The sequence below is a fragment of the Sneathiella sp. D3-11 genome, from assembly GCF_055809395.1.
Genome location: NZ_CM147911.1, coordinates 2,768,466 through 2,787,841, shown reverse-complemented (window position 1 = coordinate 2,787,841; position 19,376 = coordinate 2,768,466). Strand labels below are relative to the sequence as shown.

Here is a 19,376-nt window from a genome sequence, read left to right as displayed (position 1 = left end):
GTCATGGGAGAATTAATTGAGCTGACGGCAGAGGATGGTCACAAGCTTTCCGCTTACAAAGCCTCTCCAGTAGGCAAACCCAAAGGTGGTGTTGTCATCCTGCAGGAGATTTTCGGCGTCAACATCCATATCAAGGAAGTCTGCAACGCATACGCCCAGCAAGGCTATGTCGCCATAGCCCCTGCCCTGTTTGACCGGGTTGACCCAAATATTACGCTTAACTACGAACAGACGGATATCCAAACGGGTCTTGGATATATGAAACAGATAGCCGCGGATGACGCGCTGAAAGATACGGATGCAGCTGCGAAAGAGATAGCGGACGCAGGAGACATCACCGTAATCGGCTATTGCTGGGGCGGCAACCTTGCCTATCTTGCGGCCTGTCGACTTTCTTCCATCAGCAAAGCGGTTGGGTATTACGGCGGAATGATCCCTCAGAACTTGGCGGAAGAACCGAAGGTGCCGATTATATTGCACTTCGGCGATCAAGACGCCTCAATCCCGATGTCTGCTGTTGAAGAAGTCAAAGCGAAGCGGCCGGATATTCCTGTTTATATCTATTCCGCCGGGCATGGTTTTAATTGCGATCACCGCGGGAGCTATGATGCAGAGAGCGCCAAACTCGCGCTCGACCGCACCCTCGACTTCATGGCGTAATTAGCCAGTTGTAAATTCCAAGAGCAAGCCACAGGCATCCGCCGGATCAACCCGGAGGGTGCCATTCGCAATTTTTTGCGGCGCGCCCCCGTTTTCCTTAAGAAATTTCTCTGTCTGTTCGAGATTTTCGACCGCGATTGTCATGGCAATCAAATGCGGAAGAGCCGGCATTTCATCTGAAATAGTCAAACCTGGGAACATGAGGTCAATATCCCGATCGTTGACGAAAATCAGGCTACCGCGCCCAAAATGCACCGTGAGCGTATTATCCGTCAAGGTGACATTGATGGAGCCACACAGCCGCTGATAATAGGACGCGAGCACAGCGGGATCTTCCACCACTACAACAATTGAATTGATATATTTTGCACCGTTTGGATGCTCTAGCCAGTCAGGCTGGCGTACAAGTTCCGGCGTCATATGATGACAGATAAAGAGGTTTTTGGCTGTCAACCCCGCCGAAGACGTAAGCCGGATCAGCTTGAACTCTGGCAGGACATCTCCTTCAGGAAGCTCCAGCTTGCGCTTCAGCGCTAACAGCGCAGACGGCTCCAACCCATCGTCAACAAGAGATTGATGAGTGGCTTCGGGATCATCACTCGCAAGCGCGACACCAAGTAAACCTTCTCCTCGCTCGGCAAGGGCACTATCAAGGCCATTTGTCTCTAATGACGGGTCCACGATGCCGAGGAGTTCGATATAGTTCTCCTCGAACATAATGCAGTAATTTGCCGTTCCCCAACCAATGTGCGATCCGCGCGGCGTCGGCGTAAATCCCAGTTTTTCGTAAATAGATCGCGCATCTTCAAGATCTTCAACCCCGATCAGGGCATGATCAATTCCGGTTATATTATGTAGCATTCCCTACTCCGATTTTTATAGATGATCGGTTATTAGATAACTCACGCTGTGCGGCGGACAAACGCCGTCAGCATTCCTGCTCCAATCAGGAAACTCGCGCCGACGCGATTAATGATTTTCAAAACCCGCGGATTTTTGAACCTTTCCCTCAGATTTCCAATCAGGAACGCCCAGATTGCAACATTTATGGCCGCCAGCACAAGGAATGTCGCCTCTAAAATCACAAACTGCATAAAGACAGGCGCATTTACATTCACAAATTGCGGAACAAACGCGACAAAAAAGACAATGCTTTTCGGGTTAAGGGCGGTGACGATGTAGGAGGCACGAAACATTGCCGTCTTTGATTTTTCTTTTGGTGAATGAACGGAGCCCATGCCACCCTCGGCCCGCCAGAGCTTGATTCCGAGCCAAACCAGATAGATAGCGCCCAGAATTTTCAACACGGTGAAAAGCGTTGCTGAAGTAGCGAGGATGGCGCCCGCCCCTAACAATGAAGCCGTCATCGCCGTAAAATCACCGAGCGCGACACCCGGGACTGTCGCCCAAGCCGTACTCCTCCCCTGGCCAAGCGCATAGCTTATAACAATCATGACCGTGGGCCCTGGAATAGCAAGAAGGGCCGCGCTCGCAATAAAGAACGATATCCAGATTTCTAGTGACATACCCATATCCTCATCTCATGTCCTTTAATTAGCAAAGACATAGGCAGGAGAAAATGACAAGTCCCATATTACAATCTGGTGGCCGTCCGATTTAATCCCCTTCAAACTCACACAGCGTACGAACACTGACACCCATCGCAGCTATTTTTTTTGCGCCGCCGATATCTGGGAGATCAATCACAAAGGCGGCCCCGATAACGGTTCCGCCTGCATGACGGATGAGGTTGATGGCCGCAGCCGCTGTACCACCCGTCGCGATTAGATCATCAACGAGAAGAATATTCTCTCCTTCCTTTATGGCATCCTGATGAACTTCAACCGTGTCGGTTCCATACTCAAGACTATATTCTTCGCTATGCACTGGTCCGGGTAACTTCCCTTTTTTGCGAACGGGAATAAATCCAACACTAAGCTGATGGGCAATGGCTCCGCCAAGAACAAACCCCCGTGCTTCAATTCCCGCTACTTTGTCGATCCTGACACCGGCGTAAGGCCAGACCAACTGATCGACGACATGGCGAAAGCCACCTGCGTCTTGCCAGAGCGTTGTGATGTCGCGGAACAAGATCCCCTTTTTCGGGTAATCAGGAATGGTCCGAATAACAGATTTTATATCCATAATAACTCCTGGCTAAAGTACGCGGCCTGCTATCGCATCCAGCTTTTCCATGATTTTGGGATCGCGCGCGTCCGGCGCGGTGATCAGGGCATTATCAAGTGCATGATGGCATCCGGTATCACAAGAAGACTGGCGGGCGCTTAACGTGGGCACCACTGACTTCACGAGATGCCGTGCGTTGTCTGCGTTTTTCATCAACACTTCTATAATCGTCGTTACCTCAACCGCGTCATGCTCCGGATGCCAGCAATCATAATCCGTTACCATTGCCACGGTCGCGTAACACATTTCCGCTTCACGAGCGAGTTTGGCTTCAGGCATATTTGTCATACCGATTACCTGACATCCCCAACTCCGGTACAACTCTGATTCGGCGAGACTGGAAAATTGTGGCCCCTCCATCGCGAGATAAGTACCGCCTCTATGCACAGGAATACCGGTTTCCTTCGCGGCAACTTCCAACGCATCTCCAAGGCGGGAACACACAGGATGTGCCATACTTATATGAGCGACTAAGCCTGTGCCGAAAAAACTTTTCTTACGGTCGATCGTCCGGTCAATGAATTGATCTACGATCACAAATGTGCCGGGCGCGAGTTCTTCTTCGAACGAACCGCAGGCACTCACCGAGATAATCTCCGTCACCCCGGCGCGCTTCAATGCATCGATATTCGCCCTGTAATTCACTTCAGCTGGCGGGATGCGATGTCCCCTCCCGTGGCGGGGCAGAAACACCATCTGAGTGCCATCGAGTGTCCCAAACAGCAATTCATCCGACGGTTCCCCAAACGAGCTCTCCACCGCTTTCCAGTGAGTGTCCGTCAGCCCGTCAAGCTCATACACCCCACTTCCACCGATCACACCGATAACCGGCCTATCGCTTGATGAACTCATTCCGTCCTCCCAAATTGTATCGGCCGAAATTTAGCCTTGATACGAATGACATGCCATAAAAAAAGGGCGCTTCGAAAAGCGCCCTTTCAGTTCAACGTCTATCTTTTAGTGAATGTCTGACCAGACTTTACGCTTCACCGCATAGAAGATGCCTGCCAGAATAAGCAGGAACAGGATCACCCGAAGACCGATGCTCTTACGTTGCTCCAATTTCGGTTCAGCCGCCCATGCCAGAAAGACTGTCACGTCTTTTGCCATCTGATCAACAGTTGCTGGCGTATCATCGGAATACTCAACCGCATCTTCCGACAGTGGTGGCGGCATCGCAATCTGATGCCCTGGGAAATACCCGTTGTAATTCATCCCCTCAGCGAGGTTAAAATCAGCAGGTGCATCCTCATATCCGGTCAGCAGGGAATACAGGTAGTTATCACCGTCCGGACGGGCCTTGCTCATCAGCGAGAGGTCCGGCGGATAGGCACCGCCGTTTGACGCACGGGCTGCCTGTTCGTTCGGGAAAGGCGACGGAAACTTATCCGACGGTTTACCTGGTCGATCAAACATTTCACCTTCGCCATCCGGACCGTCTTCATATTCAGACTCTGCGGCGATCGCCTTGATTTCCTCTTCACTGAAACCAAGATCGGAAAGCGTGCGGAAGGCCACCAGACCAAGGCCATGACAACCGGCGCAAACTTCACGATACACTTGAAGGCCCCGCTGAGCAGCGGCACGATCATATGTTCCGAAAATACCGCCATGCTTCCATGCAACGGATTTCATTTCCACCGCATCTCCGGCAGCATGGGCTGTGCCCAAGCTGCTGAAAGAAACAAGAGCCGCAATCCCCAGAGACGTCAATAATTTAAGCATTGGCCGCCTCCTCACTTGCAGGCTTCTTAGACAAAACATCCTCCGAGATACTCGCGGGTAACGGTTTTGGTTTTTCAAACAAACCGACCAGCGGCAGCAGGATTAATAGATGGAGGAAGTAGTACACTGTCAAAATACGAGAGATCAGAACATTGCTAATGGCAAAAGTTATCCCCTCTTCCATTAACGGGGCACCGTCTTTCATTTGAGTGACACCATCAACGACAACGGGAACCATGCCGTGAATCTCGACCATATTGCCGTCGGCCGTCTGGCCTCCCATGTACGTCAATCCGACGCAAACAGCCACGAATACCCAGAAAAGCTGCTTGTAAATAGGCCGGAAACGAGCGGAGCGGATCCGGCTCTTATCCAGCCAAGGAAGCGCAAACAGAACCGCAATAGCCCCAAACATCAGCAGAACACCGCCAAGCTTGTCAGGGACCGCTCGCAGGATCGCATAGAACGGCAAGAAGTACCATTCAGGCACGATATGTGCCGGGGTCACCAGCGGGTTGGCTGGAATGTAGTTGTCCGGATGGCCCATATAGTTTGGCGCGTAGAACAGAAAGGCCGAGAAGAAAATCAGGAAGATAGCCAATCCATACAGATCCTTGACCGTGTAGTAAGGATGGAAAGGAATGCTGTCCTGCTTATCTTTCAGTTCCACACCCGTCGGGTTGTTGGAGCCATTGGTATGCAGCGCCCAGATATGCAGGATAACGATCCCGACAATCACAAAAGGCAGCAGATAATGCAAGCTGAAGAACCGGTTCAGGGTCGGGTTATCAACCGCAAAACCACCCCAGAGCCATGTCACAATGCTATCGCCCACAACCGGAATAGCCCCGAACAGGTTGGTGATCACTGTTGCGCCCCAGAAGCTCATCTGTCCCCAGGGAAGCACATAGCCCATAAAGGCAGTCGCCATCATCAGCAGGAAGATCACCAGACCGAGCCACCACAAAAGCTCCCGCGGAGCCTTGTAGGAGCCATAGTACAGACCCCGGAAGATATGAAGATAAACGACGATGAAGAACATCGAGGCGCCATTGGCATGCATATACCGGAGCAGCCAGCCATAGTTCACATCGCGCATGATATGTTCAACGCTGGTAAAGGCCATGTCGACATGCGGTGTGTAATGCATCGCGAGCACAATACCGGTAACAATCTGCACAACCAGCATAACGCCAGCCAGAGAGCCGAATGTCCACCAGTAGCTTAGATTCTTTGGCGTCGGGTACTCATAGAGGGCATGATGAAGCATCCCCGTGATCGGCAAGCGATCCTCTACCCATTTGACGACAGGATTTTTTGGTTCAAAAGACATCTTGGGGCCCCCTACCCGATCTTGATATTATTATCGTCTAGGAACTCGTAAGGCGGAATGACCAGATTTAATGGTGCCGGCCCCTTACGGATACGTCCTGACGTATCATAATGCGATCCATGACAGGGACAGAACCATCCCCCGTAATCACCCTGCCCTTTAAGCGGGACGCAACCCAGATGGGTGCAGATACCGACCATAATCAGCCATTCAGGTTTGATCACCCGATCAGCATCAGGTTGCGGATCAGGTAAATCCGCAAGATCAACATCTTCCGCTCTCTCGATGTCCTCTTCCGTCCGATGCCTTACGAAAACCGGCTTGCCCTGCCATACGACAGTGACCTCAGATCCGGTTTCAATGCCTTCAAGGTCAACTTCGGTCGTTGACAGCGCAAGAACATCCGCAGATGGGTTCATTTGCGAGATAAAGGGCCAGATGGCCGCTGCCGTCCCCACGGCGCCAAGGCCGCCCGCAGCAATATAAAGAAAATCACGGCGCTTTACGCCGTTTTCTTCCTCAGGGGTGGTTGTCGTCATTTACTTTCCCCAAAGCCTAAAAAAATAATTTACCGCGCCCGCTTTTTGTCATCATAATGCCCACATGTCCAGTCCGAACGTGACGAATGCGACAATAAAGCGCGCAATTTTCCTGTATTTGTTACAACACTCCCATTACAACAGCAAGATGCGACTTGCACTTTACCAACCAGATATAGCCCCTAATGTCGGAACTATGCTCAGATTGGGCGCCTGTCTAAGCGTTCCGGTCGACATAATTGAGCCTTGCGGCTTTCCTTTCGGCGCGAAGGACCTCAAAAGAGCCGTAATGGACTATGCCGACGCGGCAGATGTCACACGTCATGTTTCCTGGCAGGAATTCATGAAGCGTAAAAGTGATAAACGGCTCGTTTTACTGACAACAAAGGCTGATATCGCTTATACGGATTTTACATTCACAGAATCGGATATTCTTCTTTTAGGCCGAGAGAGCGCGGGCGTACCTGAAGAAATCCATGACGCCGCGGATCATCGCGTACTGATCCCTATGGCCGAGGGGATGCGGTCGATCAATATCGCGCTTTCCGCCGCCATGGTACTCGGGGAAGCACTGCGGCAAACGGCCAGCTTTCCAAACCCTCAACTTCTTTCGACAATACGGTAGATTCATGACAGATAACTCAACAGGGTCACAAGAAAACCAAGTAGTAAACTGGTTCCGGACATTACGCGATCAGATACGCGAGAGTTTCGAGACACTGGAACAGGAGCTAACCGGGCAACTCAGTGATCGGGAGCCGGGACGTTTCGAGGTTACGAAATGGGATCGGCCCGGCGGCGGTGGCGGCGAGATGTCCGTGATGAAGGGTCGCGTGTTTGAAAAGGTAGGCGTCAATATTTCAACTGTCCATGGTCAATTCTCGGAGGAATTCCGGAAATCCATTCCGGGAACCGACACCGATGGCACTTTCTGGGCAAGCGGAATCTCCCTTGTTGCCCATATGCAGTCTCCCCTCGTCCCGGCAGTGCATATGAACACCCGTCATATCGTGACCGCTAATCGCTGGTTTGGCGGTGGGGCTGATCTAACCCCCATGTATCCGGATACGCAAGACACAAGCGATTTTCATGCTGCGTTGAAAACGGCCTGTGATCGTCATGATCCGGACTATTATCCAAGATTCAAGAAATGGTGTGACGAATATTTCTTTCTGCCCCATCGCGATGAACCACGCGGCGTGGGCGGCATTTTCTATGATCGCCTGGAGACCGACTGGAAGAACGATTTTGCCTTTACACAGGATATTGGTAGAGCATTTCGCGATATCTACCCGGAAATCATCCGTCGCCATATGAACAAAGAATGGACGGCAGAGCAACGTGAACATCAGCTCATCCGCCGCGGACGCTATGTCGAATTCAACCTCTTATATGATAGGGGAACGACGTTTGGCCTAAAAACAGGGGGCAATACGGAAGCTATTCTGATGTCCCTACCCCCTGAAGTGAAGTGGCCCTAGCAAAACCAGAACACAACCAATTGTGTTAGGCTGTGACGTCGCGCACACCTCTTTCGCTTGGGGAATACACATAGACTATGTAATATACTCCTTGTGATCGCGACTTTAAGAGGAGTGGGACGATGGTCAGATACAGATATAGCATCTTGGTTTTGTTAGCAGACGCACTGAGAAATTTACGTGCACATATGGCAAGCTCAACAATGGGTGTGAAACCTTGTCACGGCTGTGACTGTCTCTAAGTCGGAAACCTCTTTTCCCCTCGACACAGATTAAAATACAGACCTAATTGCGCGGGGCACCGCCGCTTACAAAAAAGGCGCGAAACCTAACTAGTTTCGCGCCTTTTTTGTGTATGTAAGCTTAGCGGATCAATTCGCCTGCCGACGGAGGAAGGCCGGAATATCGAGAAGGTCTTCATCTTCCTGCTTCTGGTCAATTTTTACAGAAGACGTTACTTCCTTGCGAACCGTCGGCGCCTGCGGTGCCGCCGGAGCGGGTGCCGCTGGTGCCGGAGCCACCCGGTTACTTGTCGGCTCTTTACGAACCGGCGCCGGTGTTTCTTCGCGCGCGGCTTCCTTTCGGAAGTTGCGACTAACTCCGGTCATCCGTTCAAACAGGCTCGGTCCGCGTTTTTTCGACTTCGGATCTGCCGCTCCGGCCACCGCCTCTTGCGCGTCCGGATTAACAAGCTTTTCAGGGCTCTTGTCGACCTTCATCGCCGGCGGAGCCTTGAAAGGACTATCCTTCCCCTCTACTGTGGAGAATTCCTGATCGCTTTCTTCCATCTCTTCGTCAATGTCAGACAGAAGATCGCGATCCTGATCAACAGCCAGATTTCCGCTCATATAACCCGCCTCCGTAGAGGTGGAGCCCATTTCAATATTTTCCGATCCGGACGCAGCATCTCCAGCCTGAGCCACTGGCTGACCAGAGAAATTGCCGCCTGGCATAGTCGCGCCAAAACCAGATGCGGATATGTCCGCCGCCGCTGGCACCATAGGTGCCCCGTCTGATGTTCCCGACGTTGAGAGAGACGGCGCCTTGCCTTCACCCCTTAGAGACCTGAGAGATGTGACATTAGGAGAGTTGGCCTTTTGAGCCTCCAGCGCGTCGATGCCCGTTGCAACAACGGAAACCCGCATGCTGCCTTCCATCTCTGTATCAAAGGTTGAGCCGACGATAATGTTCGCCTCCGGATCAACTTCGCTGCGGATCCGATTTGCGGCCTCATCCAGTTCATACAAGGTGAGATCCATACCGCCTGTGATATTGATAAGTACGCCCCGCGCACCCTTCATGGAGACATCATCAAGCAACGGATTGGAGATCGCAGCCTCTGCGGCTTCAATGGCGCGGTTTTCACCGCTCGCCTCGCCGGTGCCCATCATTGCCTTGCCCATTTCGTTCATGACCGTGTTCACATCAGCAAAGTCAAGATTGATCAGGCCGGGCATAACCATGAGGTCAGTAACACCCCGCACGCCGGAATGAAGCACTTCATCAGCCATATTAAACGCGTCGGCGAAGGTGGTTTTTTCGTTGGCTATGCGGAAGAGATTCTGGTTCGGGATAATGATCAGCGTATCGACATAACGCTGCAATTCCTCGATACCATCCTCGGCGATCCGCATCCGGTGATTACCTTCAAACTGGAAGGGCTTCGTGACGACGCCAACGGTGAGAATCCCTTTTTCGCGGGCCGCCCGCGCCACAACCGGCGCCGCGCCAGTTCCTGTACCGCCACCCATACCGGCCGTGATAAAACACATATGGACACCTTCAAGATGACCAACAATTTCGTCAAGCGCCTCTTCTGCTGCCCCAGCGCCGATATGCGGCTTTGATCCAGCACCCAGGCCTTCAGTCAACTCAGCTCCAAGTTGAATACGACGCTCGGCCAAACTCTGCTTCAAGGCCTGCGCATCGGTGTTAGCGACAACGAACTCCACCCCTTGGAGCTCCGAGCTAATCATGTTATTCACCGCGTTACCGCCAGCCCCTCCAACGCCTAATACCAGAATTTTCGGTTTCAGCTCTGCTTGCTCCGGCACTGACAAATTGATACTCACGGCACTCTCCTCCTCTACTACGCTGACTAACAGCTAATTAATACCAAATATTGTGGTTAATGAAACCCTACTTCTCACTATATTGACAATTTTTATGCATTTTTTTGCTCAAAAATTCTCCTTGAACCAGTTTCCAACGCGCAAAAACCGGTTTTTCGGCGGCTTTTCAGCCAACGACATCTTGATACCCTCATCAAATCTTTCGCGCACTGCATAAGACAATAATCCGGCAACAGTGGTAAATGCGGGCCCGTCCGTCGCATCGGCGAGCCCCTTAACACGGATAGGTTTACCCATGCGCACCTGTTTATCGAGAACGCGGGCGGTAAGTTCCTGCACCCCGGCAAGCTGGGCCGCACCTCCACAGAGAACTGCCCGACGTCCCGCCACCTTATTAAACCCGGACGCAGTTAAACGGTCATTAACCAGCTCCAGGATTTCCTCAAGACGGGGTTTGATAATCCCGACAAGCATGGAACGTGGCACATGATTAGCGACGTCATGATCCATTTCGCCGATCAATGGGACATCGATTATTTCCTTTTCATCAGCCGGGCTGGCAAGAGCGTTTCCATAAAGCGTTTTCATCCGCTCCGCATTGGCGAGCGTTGTCGATAATCCGCGCGCAATATCATTGCTGACATGGCCACCGCCAACCGGGATCACCTCGTTAAAAACCATTTCCCCATCATAAAAGACCGCGAAGGACGTGGAGCCGCCCCCCATATCGATCACAGTCACACCGAGGTCCATTTCATCTTCCACGAGGCAGGCAAGCCCGGAGGCGTATGGTGCGGACACCATGCCTGCCACACCCAGATGGCAGCGCTCGACACAATTGGCGAGGTTACGCATATGACTGTTTTGCAAAGAAACCATATGCATGCTGACACCGAGACTTTCGCCGTACATCCCTCGTGGATCGCGAATGCCGCGATTGCCGTCCACCGTGTATCCGACGGGAAGCGCATGAACGACTGTGCGGCCTTCCGGCTGATAGCTGGCGCGTGCTTCCTTCAAGGTACGCTGCAAATCTTTTTCGGTTATTTCCTGCCCACCAATCGACATTTCGACATCCACCGTCTGGGAGGCCGGCTTACCGGCGGAAACGCCGAGGTAAACCTCTCGCACAGTTTCCCCTGCCATGCGTTCAGCGGCATCAACAGCAGATCGAATGGCTTCTTCTGCCATTTCCATATTGGTAATACCGCCTGCCCGCAATCCGCGGGAGACTTGATGACCGATCCCGGTGATGCGAAGACGTCCTGCCTCTTCTGTAGCGACGAAGCAACATACTTTCGTTGAACCGACATCCAGTGCCGCCAAAGGTCCATTACGTCCAGCTGCCATTACCTTTTCACTCGCTTCATCTTTCCTTCAAACCGGCTTGCCCGACTTTTGATCATGTATCGTTCCCCGCAAGACGACGCAGTTTCGCGGCCTCTTCCTTCAACCGCACATACATGCGGTCCTTCCCGCGCATGTCGATCGCAATTACGTCCTTGTCGAGAATCTTCTGCTCATTCTGTATCTGGTTAAGCTGCTTCCAGGCCTTTGACGCCTCTTTTTCGGGAAGCAGAACCGTTACGTCGTTCTTGAACTGCAGGTTCCAACGACGGTCGCGGACACGCACGGCACTTTCAAGACGGGTGAACAACTCCGGCGTTTGCGCCAACATGTCAAATAGTTCCGCGGCATGGCCATTTGCGCCAGGTCCAACTACCTTCGGAAGATACCGGAACGCCGCCTCATCCTTTCTGGAAACCAGGGCACCGGTCCGATCAATCACGCCGGTTTTTCCATCGATCTGCCAGCGGGCATAGGGACGCCGCTCTGTGATTTCTACAAATATCTCATCTGGATAGCGGCGCATCACTGAGGCACTCTCAATCCATCCAAGAGTTTCAAGTCGCTCGCGTGCCGCCTCGGGATCAATACCTAGAATACTGTCTCCGCGATCAACATCGAGAACACGCAGAATGTCATTTCCAGAAGTCTTGTCCCGGCCAACTACGCTAATTTGCTGCACGGTGAGGCCGAAGACTTCCGCGAGGGCCTGCTGCTGTTCATCAATCCAGGTCGCGCTTTTTTCCAGCAATTCAGCCCGAACGATGAAATTTGTGAACCCGCCAATAGTAACCGCCGCAAGTAATACACCGCCGCAAATAATGGCGGGCTTGCGCCACGCGGGGGTGGGCTTGCGGCGTCCACCCCGACGGGGTTTTTCTGACCTGAAAGGCGAACTGATCCGATCGGTAATTTCTACCGTCATACTGCCAAGTCTGGAAAATGCGGCGCCAGTAGAGAATCCAGGTTCCGACTTTCTTTTTGCCGCCTTTTTCTTTTTACCGCTACCGCGCAGGCTTTTAGTTAGCCCGCCATTCTTTGACGTGGTCTTACGCGAGCGTGCCGTCGACGGTACAACGCGGTCATCCTTGTCAATGGTTATCGGTCGCATGATGCATCCTCCACTATCCAGCTGACGAGATCTTCAAATGAAATGCCGGAATGAGCCGCAATCTCCGGAACAAGGCTGAGCGACGTCATGCCCGGCTGTGTATTTGTTTCCAGCATATAGAATTTGCCTGACCCGTTGCCTGTATCATCGAAACGAAGATCGCTCCGGCTTACGCCACGGCACCCCAGTGTCTGATGGGCAAGCAAAGCCAACCGCAACGCTTCTTCATAGTCTTTAGGATCAAGCGGCGCTGGCATCAGATGTTCCGCTTTTCCAGCGGTGTATTTAGCCTCATAATCATAGAAACGACCGAGTGGCCTTATCTCGACCGCACCAAGGGCCGCGTTCCCCATAACAGCAACCTGAATCTCACGTCCCGGAATAAAGCTTTCGATCAGGACTTTTTCTCCAAATGTCCAAGGCAGATCCTGAAGGCTCATATTCTCATCATCCATGATGATCGTCACGCCAACGCTGGACCCCTCATTAAAGGGCTTAACGACAAATGGCTTTGGATAGCTGGCACCCTCTTGAATTTCCTGACGCGTGAAAATTTTTCCATCGGCGATAGGGATACCAACCTCCGCAAAGAGCGTTTTGGCAACGGGCTTATCCATCGCGAGGGCCGACGCGAGAACGCCGGAATGGGTATAGGGAATGCCAATGATTTCAAGCAATCCCTGAATGTAGCCATCCTCCCCATAGCGGCCATGCAGCGCATTAAAGCACACATCGGGTTTCACCTCGCTGAGGGTTTCGGCGATATTGCGGCCGACATCGACCGGCGTCACCTTGTATCCACATGATTTCAACGCCTCGCTACAGGCAAGTCCGCTATTCATGGACACTTCCCGCTCGGCGGACCAGCCTCCCATTAAGACGGCAACATGTTTCATGATCCGGCCCCTTCCGTTGGCTCGCCAGTCTCCCCAAGGCGCACTATTTCCCAGCGCAACAACGTGTCATGTTTGGCAAAGACGCGACGGCGCAGTTCTTCGCCGAGCGCTTCAAGATCAGCCGCCCGGGCGGCACCCTTGTTGATCAGGAAATTGCAGTGTTTTTCCGATACCATGGCATCACCAATGGTAAAGCCTCGACCTTTGACATCGTCGATCAGCTCCCACGCCTTTTTCCCCGGCGGATTGGCAAAAGTAGATCCGCCTGTCCGACTACGCACCGGCTGGCTCTCTTCCCGATTACGCGAAATATCTGCCATTCGATCCAGTATTTCCTGCCGATCACCCGGCGTGAGACGGAAGGTCGCTTGCGTGAATATCCAATCCTTCGGGATATCCGTATGACGATAGGAAAACCCCATCTCCTTGAGGCTGAGCTCGTGGCGCTCGCCGTTCCGGTCATAGGCAACCGCAGACAGGAAAATATCGGAAATATCGGCGCCATAAGCTCCGGCGTTCATCCTTAGCGCACCGCCGATCCCGCCTGGAATACCACTCAGGAATTCTGCGCCTTCCAGCCCCGCATCCGCAGCAAAACGAGCCACATGCCCGTCCAACGCACCGGCCCCAACGGTCAGCATATCACTATCACAGTTCATTTTCGTAAAATGCCGGCCGAGTCGGATGACAACACCGCGTACCCCTGCATCCCGCACAAGAAGGTTCGACCCAACCCCGATGACATATACCGGAATATCCTTTGAAAGATTTTTCAGGAAATCCGCAAGATCCTTATCATCCTCAGGCTTGAAAAGAACATCTGCGGGACCGCCCACCTGAAACCAGGTCACCTTGCCAAGATCAGCATTCTCACGCAGCCGACCGCGAACTGACGGCATGCGATCAATCAGCTTCTCATGGGTCGAATTTTGCGGCTCCATAGGAGTCATCTCATTCATCCTATCTTTTCCTCGCTCGACAATTTGTCAAGCTCCGCCGGCAACGCATTGGCCCATGCTGAAATGGAACCCGCGCCGAGGCAAACGACGACATCACCGGGATGGCTGTTTTCCTTGATCAACGCGGCCAGAGCCTCAGGCCCTTCAAGGGGCAAGACATGACGATGACCTCGTGCACGAAGAGCTTCGGCAAAATGCTCCTTGTCAATTCCCGGAATTGGCGCTTCACCTGCTTCATAGATATCCGCGACAATGACGGTATCCGCATCGTTAAAACAGGTGCAAAATTCCTCGAACAGATCATGAAGCCGTGAGTAACGATGCGGCTGCACGACGGCAATCACCTTTTCATCATAGGCCTGACGTGCGGCAGAAAGGACTGAGGCTATTTCCACAGGATGATGACCATAGTCGTCAATAATGGTGACACCGTTCACTTCGCCTGTTTTTGTGAAGCGGCGTTTCACTCCTCCGAAATTGCGAAGGCCTTTTTTAAGATCTTCTTCCGAGAAACCCATTTCCTTGCCGACTGAAATCGCCGCGAGGGCATTCATGACGTTATGTGTTCCCGGCATGGGAAGTTCGAAGCCGGTTATTTCGCGCGCATCCCCTTCGACACGATCACTCATCTCCACATTGAAATGTGCATGTCCGTCTGCAAATCGAATATCCGTTGCCCGATAATCGGCCTGCGGGGAGCGACCGTAAGAGACAAGTCGCCGATCCGAAATACGGCCAATCAGAGCCTGAACCTCGGGGTGATCGATACAAACCGCTGCAGAATCCATAGAAAGGTATATTCTGAACAAATGTCTGAAAAGCATCGCGCACGCCGTCAAAATCGCCGTAGAAATCAAGGTGTTCCGGATCGATGTTCGTTACCACGGCGATAGTCGCGGGCAATTTCGTGAAACTGCCATCGGACTCATCAGCCTCAACCACCATCCATTCGCCATTGCCAAGGCGCGCATTGGTGCCATAGGCATTAATAATGCCACCATTTATGACCGTTGGCTCTAACCCGGCCGCATCCAACAGGCTCGCCAGCATAGATGTCGTTGTGGTCTTTCCATGAGTGCCACCAACGGCAATCGCCGATTTCAATCGCATCAGTTCCGCCAGCATTTCAGCCCGGCGGACAACCGGTATCAGGTGGCTTCTTGCTTCTCGCACTTCGGGATTGTCCGGCTTCACCGCGGAGGAAATCACAACGACCTGGGCTTCCCCAAGATTTTTCGCGTCATGGCCCACATGCACCGTAATGCCGAGGCCGCGCAGACGTTCCACGTTGGCATTGGCGGCAAGGTCCGATCCCTGCACCTGATAGCCCAAAGTATGCATCACTTCCGCGATACCGCTCATCCCGATCCCGCCGATACCGACGAAATGAACAAGACCCATATCAAGAGGGAGCTTTCTCATGCAGCTACCTTTCCATTATTCTTGTTGTCGTTATTATTGCGCTTGAACCGGTCGACCAAATCAGCGAGCTTTTCCGCCGCATGAATTTCACCAAGGCTCGTCGCGGCATTGGCCATAACGGACAGACAGTCCGGGTGACGCAAGAGGTCCGTCAATTGGCGGCTGACTTCTTCTACCGTGAAATCATCCTGCAGAATGAGCCGCGCCGCGCCGCGAGCCACCGCATTTTCACCGTTTTTTCGCTGGTGATCGTCCATGGCATGTTTGTAAGGAACGAGAAGTGATGGCCGTCCCGCCACGGTCAATTCTGAAAGGGTAGACGCACCGGAGCGCGTAATCGCCAGATGACATGCCTCAAGCAGTTCCGCCACGTTGTCAAAAAAGCAGGCCAGATTTGCCTCTACCTCGCTTTCCTGATAAATCGCCCGAACCTTTTCGATATCCTCTGCGCGGCATTGCTGCGTTACACGCAGGCGCGTTTTCAGATCATCCGGAAGAGCAGAAAGCGCCACTGGAACGACCTCAGAGAGGATTGTCGCACCTTGACTTCCACCGAGGACAAGCAAGTTGATAGGACCATTTGTCACCGGGCTTTTGTATCCCTTGCCAAACAAGGGGAGAATTGCGCGGCGGACCGGATTGCCTGTGTAGATCATCTTATTCGCCGTCTCGTTATCGGCGCTTTCCGTGTTGTCGAAAGAGGTCGCGATGACTTTGGCATATCCCGCCAGCAACTTGTTCACCCGACCCAGTACGGCATTCTGCTCATGCAACACCAAAGGGATCCCAAGGCTCGCTGCCGCGGCCGTAGGCGGCATGGAGGGGTAGCCCCCGAACCCGACAACGGCTAGCGGACTGATCCGTCTCAGGATTTTGCGTGACTGCAAAAAGCCGGCGATAAGCGCGCCGACAGCCTTTACTTTTCCAATAAACCCGCCGATAGACGGAGAACCGGACTTGACCTGCAGAATAGTAACACCGGGGAAAAGTTCATCATATTTCTCACCGCGCATATCGGTCATAAGCGTTACCTCAAACCCTCGCGCTGTCAGTTCCTCCGCAAGTGCGCGAGCGGGGAAAATATGCCCACCTGTGCCGCCACTCGCCAAGACAATCTGGTTTTTCCCTGCTGTCATCGCAATTCACCTGTTCCCGCGCGACGGCGACTAAGCGCGAGCAACATGCCCATCAATAGCGCGAGCGCGAACATAGAGGAACCACCATAGGAGATGAAGGGCAGCGTCATTCCCTTAGTCGGCATCAGCCGGAGGTTAACGCCGATATTAATCACGGCCTGCAAACCGAATTGAATGAGCAACCCGGCGGCGGCCAGCACGACAAAGAAGTTTTTTCTTCCAATAGGCGGCTGAAACCCCGCAGCACAATGAATGCAAAAAGAGCAACCACGAAAAGGCAGATAACGACGCCAAACTCCTCACCAAGTACGGCGAAAATAAAATCCGTATGCGCATCGGGAAGCTGGCGTTTCACTGAACCATCTCCATGGCCCGACTCCAAAGAAGCCACCTGTTTGAAAAGCCTCCATCGCACGTTCAATCTGATAGTTTCCGCCGCCCGACGGATCCATGAAGCGGTCAACACGACTCGCCACATGGGGAAACAGACTATAGGCCGCGGCGGCGCTCACAATGCCGACGACGACGAACATGACAACCCAGATAATCGGCAAGCCTGCCAGGAAAAACTGGGCGAACCAGACGGCAGAGACAACCAGCGTCATACCGACATCCGGCTGTAAGAGTAGTAAGGAAACTACGAAAACAAACAATGCAATCGAGATCAAATTGCCCGGAATTTCATCACTACGGCGCTGTTCAGCAAACATCCATGCGGCAACCACCGCGAAGGACGGCTTTAGGAATTCGGTCGGCTGCAGCGTAAAGCTGCCAAACTGCAACCATCTATGCGCGCCTTTTACTTCCGGCCCGACCAGAAGGGTAGCGATCGTCAGAATGGAGAAAAATCCAAAACTGACCACTGCGAGACGCCTCACCCAAAGAGGAGAGAGCAATGAAATGGCGAAAATTGCCATCACGGCCATCGGCAGATACATGAACTGACGCCGAACGAAATGGAAGCTGTCAAGATGAAGCCGCGCCGCAATAGCCGGGCTTGCTGCCAGCACCATTACTCCACCCATCGCGACAAGCAGGCCAACCGCGACAAGAGTCCAACGATCAACAGTCCACCACCAACTGCCTACAACAGATCGATCAAGACGGGTAAAAGTTGTCATAACGTTTTCTCCGTGATCCATTGCCGGACGGCAGCACGAAACGCCTCGCCGCGAGCTTCAAAGCTGTCGAATTGGTCAAAACTCGCGGCAGCAGGCGACAACAGCACAACCGACGGCTTATGACCGGATTGCAACGCGGTCTCTGCTGCCTTTTTGACGGCATCGTTTATGTCTATACACTTTTGATGTGCCGCTTTTTTGTCTAGAGTTGCTGCGAATTGATCTGCAGCCTCACCGATCAGGAATGCCCCCTGAATTCTGTTAAAATGAGTGGCAAGTGAGGCTATTCCCCCGGCTTTTTGACGCCCACCGGCAATCCAGAAGATATTATCAAAGCTGGTCAGCGCCTTTTCCGCGGCCTCCGCATTGGTTGCTTTGGAATCATTTATGAATAGGACATTTTCATACCGCCCCACTTCCTCCATGCGATGCGCAAGACCACCAAAGGATTTAAGCCCATCGCGAATTTCATCCGGCGTCAATCCAACACTTCGTACCGCAGCAACAGCGGCGGCAGCATTCTGCCAGTTATGACGGCCGCGCAAGGAACCAATCTTTGAAATATCCATCGTCCAAGATTGATCGTCAGCGGATCGGTCCTCTAGGCGGCCATCAATAACACTCACCCCGCCGTCAACTGGCGTCGTCGTTGAGATGGGGATCAGCTTTCCGTCACCATAAATGGCTAGGCATGTTGCGATATGCTCACAGAACGGATCATCTATATTGATGATTGCAACACCGGTTTTATTCTGGTTCTGGAAAATGCGTTTCTTAACCGCAGCATATCCTTCCATATCACCATGACGGTCCAGGTGATCGGGTGTGATATTTAGAAGGATGGCCACATCCGCGCACCAGGAAGGGGTTAAATCAAGTTGGTAAGAAGAAAGCTCAAGCACATAACTGCCGTCAGACTCAAGCTCAGGCAAATCCATAACGGGCGTGCCAATATTACCGCCTAACGCCGAGGATTTTCCGGCCGACGTCAAAAGGTGATGTATCAACGCCGCGGTTGTCGACTTCCCGTTCGTTCCCGTAACACCGATAACGCGCCCGGCTTCTTTCTCTTGCAGGAAAACCTCAATATCACCGATAACCACCGCGCCCGCTTTTTTGGCAAGATCCACTACCGGATGCGGCATGGGATGAGTTAGCGGTATGCCGGGGCTCAGGACCAATGCCTCCGCTTCTGGCCAGCTATTTTCCGTCAGATCCTGCACAATCAAACCCGCCTCGAGTGCGGCGGTGCGACGAGCCTCATTATCATCCCAGACAAAAACATGCGCCGCGCCGAGATGAAGCTGTCGCGCCGTTGCCATCCCGCTCTTGCCGAGACCGAAGACGGCGATGTTCTTATGCTGATATGAATGGCTCTGCATCATTC

Annotated in this window: 18 protein-coding genes and 2 pseudogenes; 3 read left to right on the top strand and 17 right to left on the bottom strand. The window is 52.8% G+C overall.

Annotated features, from left to right (window positions below; all coding sequences use genetic code 11):
- Nucleotides 1-3: 3 nt before the first annotated feature.
- Entirely contained in the window at nucleotides 4-660 is a 657-nt protein-coding gene (locus AC0L73_RS14180; protein WP_473654027.1) for a dienelactone hydrolase family protein, read from the top strand.
- Here the strand turns inward: AC0L73_RS14180 and AC0L73_RS14175 are convergent, their stop codons facing one another.
- The 7 genes from AC0L73_RS14175 to petA form a co-directional block, all read right to left on the bottom strand.
- Nucleotides 661-1,521: a VOC family protein gene (locus AC0L73_RS14175; protein ID WP_473654026.1), complete on the bottom strand. Its 861-nt coding sequence runs from the start codon at nucleotides 1,519-1,521 to the stop codon at nucleotides 661-663.
- Between the two features lie 41 nt (nucleotides 1,522-1,562).
- Nucleotides 1,563-2,186 carry a LysE family translocator gene (locus AC0L73_RS14170; protein ID WP_227953049.1) on the bottom strand — a complete coding sequence of 208 codons (624 nt, stop codon included), beginning with the start codon at nucleotides 2,184-2,186 and terminating at the stop codon, nucleotides 1,563-1,565.
- A gap of 91 nt (nucleotides 2,187-2,277) precedes the next feature.
- Nucleotides 2,278-2,805, bottom strand: coding sequence for an adenine phosphoribosyltransferase (locus AC0L73_RS14165; protein WP_473654025.1), 528 nt, complete (start codon nucleotides 2,803-2,805; stop codon nucleotides 2,278-2,280).
- A gap of 12 nt (nucleotides 2,806-2,817) precedes the next feature.
- Nucleotides 2,818-3,699, bottom strand: a complete 882-nt coding sequence (locus AC0L73_RS14160) for an S-methyl-5'-thioadenosine phosphorylase (RefSeq protein ID WP_473654024.1) — start codon at nucleotides 3,697-3,699, stop codon at nucleotides 2,818-2,820.
- Nucleotides 3,700-3,804: 105 nt separating this feature from the next.
- Nucleotides 3,805-4,572 (bottom strand): cytochrome c1, encoded by a 768-nt coding sequence (locus tag AC0L73_RS14155; protein ID WP_473654023.1) that lies wholly within the window; start codon nucleotides 4,570-4,572, stop codon nucleotides 3,805-3,807.
- Nucleotides 4,565-5,905, bottom strand: coding sequence for a cytochrome b (locus AC0L73_RS14150; protein WP_473654022.1), 1,341 nt, complete (start codon nucleotides 5,903-5,905; stop codon nucleotides 4,565-4,567). The genes AC0L73_RS14155 and AC0L73_RS14150 overlap by 8 nt, the downstream gene beginning before the upstream one ends.
- An 11-nt stretch (nucleotides 5,906-5,916) precedes the next feature.
- Complete coding sequence (petA, locus tag AC0L73_RS14145; RefSeq protein WP_227953039.1) at nucleotides 5,917-6,444, bottom strand: ubiquinol-cytochrome c reductase iron-sulfur subunit; 528 nt, start codon at nucleotides 6,442-6,444, stop codon at nucleotides 5,917-5,919.
- Nucleotides 6,445-6,592: 148 nt separating this feature from the next.
- Between petA and AC0L73_RS14140 the strand changes: the two genes are divergently transcribed.
- Both AC0L73_RS14140 and hemF read left to right on the top strand, forming a co-directional pair.
- On the top strand, nucleotides 6,593-7,069 hold the full coding sequence (locus tag AC0L73_RS14140; protein ID WP_227953176.1) for a tRNA (cytidine(34)-2'-O)-methyltransferase: 477 nt from the start codon (nucleotides 6,593-6,595) through the stop codon (nucleotides 7,067-7,069).
- Between the two features lie 4 nt (nucleotides 7,070-7,073).
- Complete coding sequence (gene hemF, locus AC0L73_RS14135; RefSeq protein WP_227953037.1) at nucleotides 7,074-7,925, top strand: oxygen-dependent coproporphyrinogen oxidase; 852 nt, start codon at nucleotides 7,074-7,076, stop codon at nucleotides 7,923-7,925.
- 371 nt (nucleotides 7,926-8,296) lie between these two features.
- On the opposite strand, the gene ftsZ is transcribed toward hemF, so the two are convergent.
- The 10 genes and pseudogenes from ftsZ to murD form a co-directional block, all read right to left on the bottom strand.
- Nucleotides 8,297-9,997: a cell division protein FtsZ gene (gene ftsZ / locus AC0L73_RS14130; RefSeq protein ID WP_227953035.1), complete on the bottom strand. Its 1,701-nt coding sequence runs from the start codon at nucleotides 9,995-9,997 to the stop codon at nucleotides 8,297-8,299.
- 108 nt (nucleotides 9,998-10,105) lie between these two features.
- Nucleotides 10,106-11,347: a cell division protein FtsA gene (gene ftsA, locus AC0L73_RS14125; protein ID WP_473654021.1), complete on the bottom strand. Its 1,242-nt coding sequence runs from the start codon at nucleotides 11,345-11,347 to the stop codon at nucleotides 10,106-10,108.
- 52 nt (nucleotides 11,348-11,399) lie between these two features.
- Nucleotides 11,400-12,455 carry a cell division protein FtsQ/DivIB gene (locus AC0L73_RS14120; RefSeq protein WP_473654020.1) on the bottom strand — a complete coding sequence of 352 codons (1,056 nt, stop codon included), beginning with the start codon at nucleotides 12,453-12,455 and terminating at the stop codon, nucleotides 11,400-11,402.
- The gene (locus AC0L73_RS14115; protein ID WP_415776558.1) at nucleotides 12,443-13,354 is read right to left on the bottom strand and encodes a D-alanine--D-alanine ligase; all 912 of its coding nucleotides are present in this window, start codon (nucleotides 13,352-13,354) and stop codon (nucleotides 12,443-12,445) included. Before AC0L73_RS14115 ends, AC0L73_RS14120 begins: the two co-directional genes overlap by 13 nt.
- Nucleotides 13,348-14,310: a UDP-N-acetylmuramate dehydrogenase gene (gene murB / locus AC0L73_RS14110; RefSeq protein ID WP_227953027.1), complete on the bottom strand. Its 963-nt coding sequence runs from the start codon at nucleotides 14,308-14,310 to the stop codon at nucleotides 13,348-13,350. Before murB ends, AC0L73_RS14115 begins: the two co-directional genes overlap by 7 nt.
- Nucleotides 14,307-15,732, bottom strand: a pseudogene (gene murC, locus AC0L73_RS14105) (UDP-N-acetylmuramate--L-alanine ligase). Before murC ends, murB begins: the two are co-directional and overlap by 4 nt.
- The gene (gene murG / locus AC0L73_RS14100) at nucleotides 15,729-16,868 is read right to left on the bottom strand and encodes an undecaprenyldiphospho-muramoylpentapeptide beta-N-acetylglucosaminyltransferase (protein ID WP_227953024.1); all 1,140 of its coding nucleotides are present in this window, start codon (nucleotides 16,866-16,868) and stop codon (nucleotides 15,729-15,731) included. The pseudogene murC and the gene murG overlap by 4 nt, the downstream one beginning before the upstream one ends.
- A pseudogene (locus AC0L73_RS14095) lies at nucleotides 16,865-17,283 on the bottom strand (FtsW/RodA/SpoVE family cell cycle protein). Before AC0L73_RS14095 ends, murG begins: the two are co-directional and overlap by 4 nt.
- On the bottom strand, nucleotides 17,168-17,989 hold the full coding sequence (locus tag AC0L73_RS14090) for an FtsW/RodA/SpoVE family cell cycle protein (protein WP_473654019.1): 822 nt from the start codon (nucleotides 17,987-17,989) through the stop codon (nucleotides 17,168-17,170). Before AC0L73_RS14090 ends, AC0L73_RS14095 begins: the two are co-directional and overlap by 116 nt.
- Nucleotides 17,986-19,374: a UDP-N-acetylmuramoyl-L-alanine--D-glutamate ligase gene (gene murD / locus AC0L73_RS14085; protein WP_227953020.1), complete on the bottom strand. Its 1,389-nt coding sequence runs from the start codon at nucleotides 19,372-19,374 to the stop codon at nucleotides 17,986-17,988. Before murD ends, AC0L73_RS14090 begins: the two co-directional genes overlap by 4 nt.
- Nucleotides 19,375-19,376 lie beyond the last annotated feature (2 nt).